Origin of the sequence: Sulfurimonas sp. (assembly GCF_023229105.1) — a bacterium.
Taxonomy (GTDB): Bacteria; Campylobacterota; Campylobacteria; order Campylobacterales; family Sulfurimonadaceae; genus Sulfurimonas.
This window is the reverse complement of record NZ_JALNZY010000074.1, coordinates 1-9,567: the sequence shown is the minus strand read 5'-3', so window position 1 is coordinate 9,567 and position 9,567 is coordinate 1. Positions and strand designations below refer to the sequence as shown.

Genomic DNA, 9,567 nt, shown 5'->3' with positions numbered 1-9,567 from the left:
GATGGGTGTGACCTTGCATGACAACAGTGACATTTCTGCGAGCATTGCATCTGGTTCATATGGAGTGGATGCCATGATTATCGCACCTTGCAGCATGAACACACTTGCAAAAATAGCATGCGGCATTGCAGACAACTTGGTAACAAGATGCGCAAGTGTTATGATAAAAGAGCATAAAAAGCTTATTTTAGCTCCTAGAGAGATGCCCTTTTCGGCAATTGCTTTGGAGAACATGCATAAACTAGCAACTCTGGGGATTATTATAGCCCCTCCTATTATGGCGTATTATTCAAAGCAACAAACACTAGAGGAGATGGAAGATTTTCTTATAGGAAAGTGGTTTGATCTTCTAGATATACAAAACACACTTTATAAAAGGTGGCAGTAGTGAAAAAAATAGCAATCTATCCGGGGACTTTCGACCCAATTACAAACGGTCATTTTGATATTATAGAGAGAACTCTGGTACTTTTTGACAAACTCATTATTGCAGTTGCCATTTCGCATGACAAAAAACCGATGTTTACACTTGATGAGCGTATAAATATGGTTAAAAAGTCGGTAAAAGATATGCCAAATGTAATAGTTGTCGGTTTTGATAACTTAACCGTTGAGCTTGCACGTGCTCATAATGCCACTGTTTTGATTCGCGGCTTACGTGCTGTTAGCGATTTTGAGTATGAACTTCAACTTGGATATCTAAACAACTCGCTTGATGATACTATCGAGACTGTTTATCTTATGCCAAAACTCCAACATGCGTTTATAAGTTCATCTATTGTTAGAAATCTCCTAAAGTTCAACGCAAAAACAGAGCATCTTGTCCCAAAAGAGGTTCAAAAAATTATAGGAAATATGAAATCATGTACATTGCAATAGAGGGAATCGATACAGCTGGAAAAAGCACGCAGATAGAGAAACTAAGAGAGCATTTTACGGATGCCATCATTACAAAAGAGCCGGGTGCAACCGAGGTTGGCAAAAAGATAAGAGAGATAGTTTTAAGCGCAAAGACAAAGAGTAAAAAAGCCGAGTTTTTGCTATTTTTGGCTGACCGTGCCGAGCATATAAAGGAGGTTATCGAGCCAAATCAAGACAAATTAGTCATCTCCGATAGAAGTGCCATAAGCGGTGTGGCTTACGCTCTTGTGCAGGGAGAGATAGAAAAAAAAGAGCTTGTTTGGCTTAATAATTTTGCAACAGGCGGTATATATCCCGCAAAAATATTTCTCTTAAAGCTTACAAAAGAGGAGCTAAAGTTTAGACTCTCACAAAAAGAGCTTGATGGAATTGAGCTAAGAGGAGAAGAGTATCTTCTTGGCATACAAGAAGCGATTATAGAAGCCGCAAAGCTCCTAAATCTTGAGCTTATAACAATTGATGCTACAAAAAGTATAGATGATATAACGCAAGAAATATTAAACAATATGAAATAAATTTAGGAATAGTAATGACTAAAATTATAGCAAAAGTGCTCTTTGTAAAAGTTGGCAAAGTTACAATCAACAAGAAGTTAGGAAGCAAAAAAGAGTTTCTCTCTGGCATAAAAAAATATCCACAGAAGTCTGCTTATATAGAAAAAAATGGATTTAAAGAAGATGAACAATCAGACTTACTTCATCATGGCGGAGAGACAAAAGCCGTTTTACTTTTCTCAACTAACACATACAATAAGCTAAATGAGTTAAGCAACAACGATTTTACTTATGACACCATGGCTCACTATGGAGAAAATCTAGTAGTAGAAGGTATTAGCGAAGCAGATGTATGTGTTGGGGATGTTTTAAAGATAGGAGATGCAACCATAGAGGTCTCTCAGCCAAGACAGCCATGTTGGAAGCTCTCAGCCAACACAAAAACAAAAAACATGACAAGCATAATTTACAATAACGGGCTTACTGGTTGGTACGCAAGAGTTATAGAAGATGGAACTATTTCACAAAACGATGAGATATTTTTGCTAAAAAGAGCTTATGCTGAGCTAACAATTGAGGTTTTGAACCAGATTATAGTAGATCCGCTATCTGATGGACAGCTGACTAAAAAAGCTTTAGCATGTGATGCTTTAGGTAGGCAGTTTAAAAACTCCTTAGAGCAAAGAGCTAAGCTAAAAGATCCCAAAAATGAGCCTTTTTTGTATCATAAAGAGCCTGATGCGCAGACATAAAAAATATAAAAATATCAACATCTAATTTAATTTACTAAAAGAGACTTTTAGTTTATCCCTATACTAAGTAACCTTCTGCTAATATAACGAAAATTATTTAATAACAAAAAGGTAAATTATGGGTTTAAGTATCGGTCTTGTAGGACTTCCAAACGTAGGAAAATCAACAACTTTTAATGCACTTACAAAAGCACAAAACGCAGAAGCAGCAAACTATCCATTTTGCACAATAGAGCCAAACAAAGCAGTAGTTCCTGTTCCTGATATAAGACTACAAGAACTTGCAAAAATAGTCAAGCCTGAGAGAATTCAGTATTCTACTCTTGATTTTGTCGATATTGCAGGCTTAGTTAAAGGTGCAAGTAAAGGCGAAGGTTTAGGAAATAAATTTCTAGCAAACATTCGTGAGACTGAAGTTATTTTACATATTGTGAGATGTTTTGAAGATGATAACATCGTTCATACAGAAGGAAATATCCACCCGCTTCGAGATGTTGAGATTATTGAGGGAGAGCTTATTTTAGCCGATATCGAGGTTTTACAAAATAGAGCAGATAGACTTAAAAAACAAGCTAAAACTGAAAAGAATGCAGCTGCACTTTTAGCTTTAGCGGAAGAACTTTTAGAGTTTTTAGCTGATGGAAACCTTGCTAAAAACTTCCCAAAAGCAGACAGTGATGAGTACAAACAACTCAATCATGAAGTAAGACTCTTAACTGGCAAAGAGATTATGTATGGTGCAAATGTTGATGAAGACGGCTTGCTTGAAGATAGTAAATATGTTTTAGACCTTAAAGAACATGCGGCAAAAAACAACTGTGAACTTATAAAACTTTGTGCAAAAATTGAAGAGGAGCTAATCGGTCTTGAAGAGGATGAAGCAGAGGAGTTTTTAAGCTCTCTTGGCGTACTAGAATCAGGATTAAACCAAATTATCCAAAAAGGATTTGACAAACTTGGACTTATGAGCTATTTTACGGCGGGTGTAAAAGAGGTTCGTGCGTGGACAATTAGAAAAGATACGACAGCACCAAAAGCTGCCGCTGTTATTCATAATGACTTTGAAAAAGGTTTTATTCGTGCAGAAGTTATCTCTTATGCCGATTTTATAGCATGTGGTGGGGAAGCAAAAGCGAAAGATGCAGGAAAAATGCGCCTCGAAGGTAAAGAGTATATCGTTCAAGACGGCGATATTATGCACTTTAGATTTAACGTATAGAGATTAAAGTTTTATAGCAGCACTAAAAAGAGTCTGCTATTTTACGACGACTCTATTTCTACCGCCTCTTTTTGCTTCATAAAGAGCGCTATCTACTCTTTTAAATATCTCTTTGGCACTTTCACCCTTGATGTACTTAGTAAGACCAAAAGAGGCGGTAACGCTTATGGAATCTGTAATCCTATTTTTCTCCACATTAGCTCTTACTTTCTCTACAATAGCCTTTGCTTCATTTAATGTCACGTTTTTAAGCATGATAACAAACTCTTCACCGCCCCATCTTGCTATCAGGTCATTCTCTCTAAGTGAATTTTTAAGGGTTTTGGCTACAGATACAAGAGCTTCATCTCCGACTTGATGGCCGTAGGTATCGTTTATGGATTTAAAATGATCAATATCAACAATAACTAAAGCAAAATCAATATCCGACTTTCTTTGATGCTCTACGATAAAACTAATAATCTCATCAAAATGAACACGGTTGTAAAGTTTTGTAAGAGGGTCTGTTATATAAAGCTCGGCGAGAAGTTTTTCATTTGTTATATCATGATAGACAGCGCTAAACTCAAACAACTCCCCGTCTGAGTCTAAAATAGGCATCACTCTAGATTGAACCCATTTTTCTTTGCCATTGAAAGTTTTGTATTTTAACTCCCCGCTCCACGATTTTTTGTCTCTAATGGTTTTCCATAACTCTTTATATATAGCATCTGATTCGTCCGCTAACTTAAAGATAGATACATTTTTACCCAAAAAATCTTTTTTATCAAATTCAAAAAATTGAGAGAAAAATGTACTTATATCAATAATTGTTCCATCTGCAGATGTTCTCATAAGCATAATGTTTTTATCGATTATCTCTTTTTCAGCCTCTAGTTTGTTGTTGAGTTTGTGGACTTTCTTTATCTCTTTTTTTATCATAAGTTTTGCTTCAAAGAGCTCGCTAATATCATAAATAGAGATCATAACCTTATTCTCATAAGCTATATATGGAGAGATTGTAACTTGTTGCTGCATCAGCTTAAGCGAGGAAGTCGTTACCTTATTTCGATTGATTGTAATAAATTTTGCATTGCTGTCTGCATCATAAAAAGTAGGTGTGCCAATTGTAAGTGCAGTGATTATCTTTCTGTAAAGAACTTTATAGTTTATATCAGGATAAAACGTATCGAGTTTTTTGCCTATTATCTCATCTTTGGAAATTTGTGTATTTATAGCCAGCCATCTATTCCAGTAGCTCACTATAAAGTTGTCATCTAAGATCATATGACCATTTTCAAGAGAGTCTAGCAGCACATCGGGATATTTAATTTCAATCATCCATAAATCTCTTCAATTTTTTTATCTATAAGTATCTTTAAACTCTCTATCGCTTCATCTTTTGTAAGAATATAGATATTGCCTTTAATTTGCTGATCTTGAAAATCTAAAATAGTGCTTATTATAATAATTTTAGAATATTCCACAACATCTTCATCATGTATAATAGAGTTTGCATCTATAAACTGCGAAGAGGGAACAAAAAATTGTACCTGCACATTTAACTCTTGTGTGAGCCTGCTTACAATGGTTGAAGTAAGTATATTGGATAGTTCCATGACAGCATCTTTGATTTCATCGCCTGAGGGAATAGTTACATTATAAAGATGTCTTCCTAAATTTTTAGCAGAATCCTCACTTATTACAAACATGCACTCCCCGCCGAATTTTCCGGTAAAAAGTTGTTTTGTCGTATAGTACATCGACTTTAAATCAATAGTTGATTCAATCTTGCCTGCCAACTCACTGCTGTTACAAATTTCTATTTCAGGAATGTGCATAGTCCCAAAAGCGTCTAAGAGATTGGCTAAACTTGCAGTAGCGGCACCAATAGATACATTCATAAACTCTCTTAATGCATCAATTTGATCTTCGGTAAATTTCAAGTTTAATATCTTTTTGTTCATAGCAGTAAGTCTTGTTCAAAAATATGTGTCATTATCTCTTTGTTTATAGGTTTTGGATACATATTTTTAGCACCTGCAACTAACACTCTGTGTTTTGCTTCACTTTGAATATCTGCACTTACAACGATAACCTGAGCCTCTTTATCTATCTCGATAATCTTCTTAAGAGCTTCATAGCCATCCATAACAGGCATCGTAAGGTCTAAAAAAACAACGTCAGGTTTCTCTTTTTTAAAAAGTTCTACAGCTTCTAAACCATTTGTCGCCTGAAATAACTCAGCTTCAGGCTGAATTTCTTTAAGGCTTTTTATAACACCCATTCTAGCAATTTTTGAGTCATCTACAATCAAAACTTTCAATAAATACCCTTTATTCTCTTATCTTTCATATTTAGTAATTATATGCTAATTTAAATTAATTGATACCATTAACATCTATTATTAGCAATTAATTTGATTTTAACTCCGCAATCGTATCGCCATATTTAACATGTTCTCCTGCCCTTACTTGCATCTCAAGCATATCTTTTTCAGCTAAAACAACTATAGTCGATCCCATCTCAAAACATCCAAAATCATCGCCTTTGTTGAGATATAAATTCTCATAAGTATATACGCCGCTACTAAGCGCATCGGCATTTGTTTTTATTGTTGTATCAAAGGAGACTTGCATGACTCCAACATTGAGCGCACTTACAAGCACTATATAAAATCTCTTTTTAGCCGTTGTCTCGCACAGCAACACCACTCTCTCGTTTTCTATAAAAAGATTTACTCTTTTTTTAAGCGAGGGGATATTTACGGGATAAAATTTGCCCGGAATGTGAGCAGCTTTGAGCACTCTTAAGTTTGTCGGTATATGGTAGCGATGATAATCTTTTGGAGAGAGGTAGAAGTTTATAAAAGCTCCATTTGTAACTATCTCTCTCTCCTCTTTGCTAAAGTGCTCCCCTAAGAGTTCATCAAAATTGTAGCTCATTCCTTTTATCTGAAGTGCTTGCTGATTGTCTATTACCCCGCACTCAGTTATAAAAGAGTCGCATGGAGATATAAAATCCTTACTATCAAGCGAATATGCCCTATCCTCTCTTAGTTTTCTTGTAAAGAGTGCATTTAGGCTATGGTACGTTTGAGGAGCATGAAACTCGTTCATATTTAAGCCCATTATTTTCACGTAAGAGCTGTTTATAAAATTTTGAATCGGTTTTGCAAACTCTTTGTTCGCAAACTTTCCAAAAGTTTGCGATATTGCCGATGTTATATGTTTATTCATGGATTTTCCTCTTTGCGATTTCTTCTATTAAAACCGTAGCATAAGAGCCTTTTGGAAGCGTAAAGTTAAGTTCATACTGAGCCTCTTCATTTTTGTATCTTCCCTCAACACCTTGCGGATAAACCCAAGCGTATCTTCTAGCACCATCGGCATTTATCTCATCATCAAACTCTTTTTCGATAACTCTAGCATTTCCCGAAGCTACTTTTACCTTTTTACCGCAGAGAAGTCCTGTAGCAGAAATATCTTTTTCATTAAATCTATTGAGGTCGTTTTCGTCCCCCTCAAAGTCAAAAAGTCTGCCAAATGGATAGTGCTCCATAATATCTCCGCTTATAAGCTTAAACGGATGCGTTTGCGCTTTCATTTTACTCAACTCATCATTTGGCATATTAAGCAGAGATTCTAGCTCTTTTGTCTGAAAGTTTTCAACCAGAGTGCTTATCTCAAGTCTTCTGCTTAGCCATAGATTAAAAAGATGACTCTGATATGCACTTATAAGAAGTTTTTTTATCTTAGGATTGCGCTCTTTTTTTTCGCCTTTAGCGATTTTTTCGCCGTCTATGTGGTTGTTGCCGTCGGTTCCAAAACGTTGATAGCCAAAGAAATTCGGCATACCGAATTTTGCTATATTTTTCAGAGCTTCGTCTATCTTTTTAGCCGAAGTAGGATTGACTTTTTTTAACTTTATATAAAATCTATTTCCGTTAAGGTGCCCTATTCTAATCTTGTTGTTATGGTATGTTTTTGATATGATTTTAATATCTTCATGATTGAAATCATTCATTTTTTCTTCATACTTTTTATGCAGCGAAATATACTGTTTTGTCATAGCGTGTTTATCTTTTAAGCCTGCATAACCTATCTCTTTGTTTTGAATCCCCAAATATTTGGCAATAATAGAGACAAGCTCAAGCGTAGATAATCCTTTTTTTCTAACAAACAAAATCAGATGCTCCCCTTGCGCACAAAACTCATAGAGCGGTATCTCTTCTACTACGAAATCCCTTGGAGTCTGCCTAAAATGAAAATCTATGCTTGAATGTGAAAGCGAATAAAATCTATCCATAATAATCCTAATATTTTTTAAAAATGATGCGCTTTGCATCTGTTTTTGTAATTTTTTCTAGCACTTTGTGCCACAATAGTTATCGGTGTTCTACACAATTTTGCCACTCTTAAGATACATTTTCTATCTCTTTTGTCAAAACCAAAAAGCATCTCATACTCTTCCCCGCTGCAACCGACTCTTTTTGAGAGATGTCTATAAAAATTAAATCCTAATCTATTCGCCGATGAGAGTTTTCCCAAATCACTAAAAAGACCGTCCGAAATATCCATGCCGCAGCTTAAATAACGGGAACATTTGGAGACAAATTTACCTCTTAGTTTTATATCTACAAACTTTGAGCGTTTATGAATCTTGCCGAGATTAAGTAATGTTTTTAAATCTTTTGCACTTCTTCCAAGCTCCCCGCTATACGCTACTAAGTGCCCTTTTTTAAGACCTTTTCTCGTTAAAGGTTTGTCGGTTTTTGAGATGATAGTAATGGTAATATCTAATTTAGTATTACCAATCGTGTCACCGCCTATAATCTCTACCCCATATCTAGCAGCCGTCTCTTTAAATCCTGATGCCAACTCTCGCATCTGCGCCATACTCATGTAAGAGGGCATGGCAACACTAAGCAGTGCATACTTCGGCTTTGCATTCATGGCTATTGCATCTGAGATATTAGCACTCATTGCCTTGCTCGCAATTTGATAGTAGCTCATCCACTCTTTTTTAAAGTGAACACCTTCAAAAAAAGCGTCTTTTGAGTAAACAGTATCGTCTATAAAAGCCCCGTCATCACCGATATGGGCATTTTTAAACTGAGATATAAAATAATTTTCTAAATTCAAAAAATCTTCTTAAAATACCTTGAGTTACTATTAAAGTCAATTTGTGATAAAATAGTGCATTATTATATCATCTATCTATATAGGAAACCCTTATATGAAACACTCTATAAAGAAAATATTTCAAAATCTTTCTTACTTTCTTATGTTAGTAGTGATTCTGGCACTCCTTGGAGTATTAGCTATGATTGAGCATTTAAATTCATACTCAAAAATAGAGAGCTTAAGCAATCAAAAACAGATAATTCATTCCCTTTTAACATCTCCTGATGAAAATTTAGAGTTGGCGCTTATTCAATTAAAAGGAAAAAGTACCCAACTTCTTAATAATATCGATAAGCTTCGCAATCAATATAAATACAGCTATATAGAGAGAGGAATGCTTTTAAACTCTAAAGAGTATCTTGCAGACTTAGACAAATTAAGCTCCTTGACAGAAGAGTTTAGTGCGGTTGCCCTTGAATACTACACAATAGAAAATAGCACCAATCAAGAAAAAAAGGATTTATTTCAAAAAGCTTTTGAATCTTTGCTTGAGCAGATTGACGCGATAATAATTAAAACGATTTCATACAATCAAGAGAAGCTCAAAATTTACAAAAATATAACCTATTTAATTTTCATCATAGTTCTTTTTGCGGCATTATGGTTCAAAAAAAGACTCGGTGCCATATATAAAGACATAGAGTTCTTACACAATGTAGATGCAAAAGAGTATGAGGTATTTTCACAAGAAGCCGGCGCTATCTCAATTAGAATGAAAAAAAAACCTGATATTTCTGAAAATCCTGCAATGATTGACCCCTTAACAGGTATTTGCAACATAAAAGGAATGATAAGTTCTTATGCAAATAAAAAAAATCTCAAGGAGAAAAACTATACCTCCGTAACAGTTTTTGAAATTGATAATTTTTCAAAAACAAACAGAGTTTACTCTCAAGAATTAGCGCAAACCATACTTAAAAAAGTCGCATTTACAATCTCTCTTCATGAGCAGTCTGCGGATGTGATTGCAAGAACCGACTACAACCAGTTTAGCGTTATTTTATCAAGACAAAGCA

General features: G+C 35.1%; 12 protein-coding genes. 6 read left to right on the top strand and 6 right to left on the bottom strand.

The annotated features are described in order from the left end of the window. The 5 genes from M0Q17_RS09245 to ychF form a co-directional block, all read left to right on the top strand. Nucleotides 1-388 (top strand): UbiX family flavin prenyltransferase (locus M0Q17_RS09245; RefSeq protein ID WP_295086179.1); only part of this gene is annotated, 388 nt, incomplete at its 5' end. After that, complete coding sequence (gene coaD / locus M0Q17_RS09240; protein WP_295086177.1) at nt 388-879, top strand: pantetheine-phosphate adenylyltransferase; 492 nt, start codon at nt 388-390, stop codon at nt 877-879. The genes M0Q17_RS09245 and coaD, both read left to right, overlap by 1 nt. Beyond that, complete coding sequence (gene tmk / locus M0Q17_RS09235; protein WP_295086175.1) at nt 864-1,436, top strand: dTMP kinase; 573 nt, start codon at nt 864-866, stop codon at nt 1,434-1,436. Before coaD ends, tmk begins: the two co-directional genes overlap by 16 nt. A 14-nt stretch (nt 1,437-1,450) precedes the next feature. Next, nucleotides 1,451-2,167, top strand: coding sequence for an MOSC domain-containing protein (locus M0Q17_RS09230; RefSeq protein WP_295086173.1), 717 nt, complete (start codon nt 1,451-1,453; stop codon nt 2,165-2,167). 118 nt (nt 2,168-2,285) lie between these two features. Beyond that, on the top strand, nt 2,286-3,386 hold the full coding sequence (ychF, locus tag M0Q17_RS09225; RefSeq protein ID WP_295086171.1) for a redox-regulated ATPase YchF: 1,101 nt from the start codon (nt 2,286-2,288) through the stop codon (nt 3,384-3,386). A 36-nt stretch (nt 3,387-3,422) separates the two neighbouring features. On the opposite strand, the gene M0Q17_RS09220 is transcribed toward ychF, so the two are convergent. The 6 genes from M0Q17_RS09220 to M0Q17_RS09195 all read right to left on the bottom strand — a co-directional run bounded on the left by M0Q17_RS09220 (nt 3,423) and on the right by M0Q17_RS09195 (nt 8,509). Then, nucleotides 3,423-4,706, bottom strand: coding sequence for a sensor domain-containing diguanylate cyclase (locus M0Q17_RS09220; RefSeq protein WP_295086169.1), 1,284 nt, complete (start codon nt 4,704-4,706; stop codon nt 3,423-3,425). Further along, nucleotides 4,703-5,332 (bottom strand): chemotaxis protein CheC, encoded by a 630-nt coding sequence (locus tag M0Q17_RS09215; RefSeq protein ID WP_295086168.1) that lies wholly within the window; start codon nt 5,330-5,332, stop codon nt 4,703-4,705. The genes M0Q17_RS09220 and M0Q17_RS09215 overlap by 4 nt, the downstream gene beginning before the upstream one ends. Beyond that, entirely contained in the window at nt 5,329-5,691 is a 363-nt protein-coding gene (locus M0Q17_RS09210; protein ID WP_295086166.1) for a response regulator, read from the bottom strand. The genes M0Q17_RS09215 and M0Q17_RS09210 overlap by 4 nt, the downstream gene beginning before the upstream one ends. Nucleotides 5,692-5,779: 88 nt before the next feature. Continuing rightward, the gene (locus tag M0Q17_RS09205) at nt 5,780-6,604 is read right to left on the bottom strand and encodes a phosphatidylserine decarboxylase (RefSeq protein WP_295086164.1); all 825 of its coding nucleotides are present in this window, start codon (nt 6,602-6,604) and stop codon (nt 5,780-5,782) included. After that, the gene (truD, locus tag M0Q17_RS09200; RefSeq protein ID WP_295086162.1) at nt 6,597-7,673 is read right to left on the bottom strand and encodes a tRNA pseudouridine(13) synthase TruD; all 1,077 of its coding nucleotides are present in this window, start codon (nt 7,671-7,673) and stop codon (nt 6,597-6,599) included. The genes M0Q17_RS09205 and truD overlap by 8 nt, the downstream gene beginning before the upstream one ends. A 17-nt stretch (nt 7,674-7,690) precedes the next feature. Further along, on the bottom strand, nt 7,691-8,509 hold the full coding sequence (locus M0Q17_RS09195) for a thiamine-phosphate kinase (RefSeq protein ID WP_295086161.1): 819 nt from the start codon (nt 8,507-8,509) through the stop codon (nt 7,691-7,693). 94 nt (nt 8,510-8,603) lie between these two features. On the opposite strand from M0Q17_RS09195, the gene M0Q17_RS09190 reads away from it, so the two are divergent. Continuing rightward, the coding region (locus M0Q17_RS09190) for a diguanylate cyclase (protein ID WP_295086158.1) at nt 8,604-9,567 on the top strand (964 nt) is incomplete at its 3' end.

Excerpts from the sequence above, each read along its gene's own strand:
- M0Q17_RS09205 (WP_295086164.1), bottom strand. The coding sequence starts at position 6,604 with ATGAATAAACATATAACATCGGCAATATCGCAAACTTTTGGAAAGTTT.
- ychF (WP_295086171.1), top strand. The coding sequence starts at position 2,286 with ATGGGTTTAAGTATCGGTCTTGTAGGACTTCCAAACGTAGGAAAATCA.
- truD (WP_295086162.1), bottom strand. The coding sequence starts at position 7,673 with ATGGATAGATTTTATTCGCTTTCACATTCAAGCATAGATTTTCATTTT.
- M0Q17_RS09215 (WP_295086168.1), bottom strand. The coding sequence starts at position 5,332 with ATGAACAAAAAGATATTAAACTTGAAATTTACCGAAGATCAAATTGAT.
- M0Q17_RS09230 (WP_295086173.1), top strand. The coding sequence starts at position 1,451 with ATGACTAAAATTATAGCAAAAGTGCTCTTTGTAAAAGTTGGCAAAGTT.
- M0Q17_RS09220 (WP_295086169.1), bottom strand. The coding sequence starts at position 4,706 with ATGATTGAAATTAAATATCCCGATGTGCTGCTAGACTCTCTTGAAAAT.
- tmk (WP_295086175.1), top strand. The coding sequence starts at position 864 with ATGTACATTGCAATAGAGGGAATCGATACAGCTGGAAAAAGCACGCAG.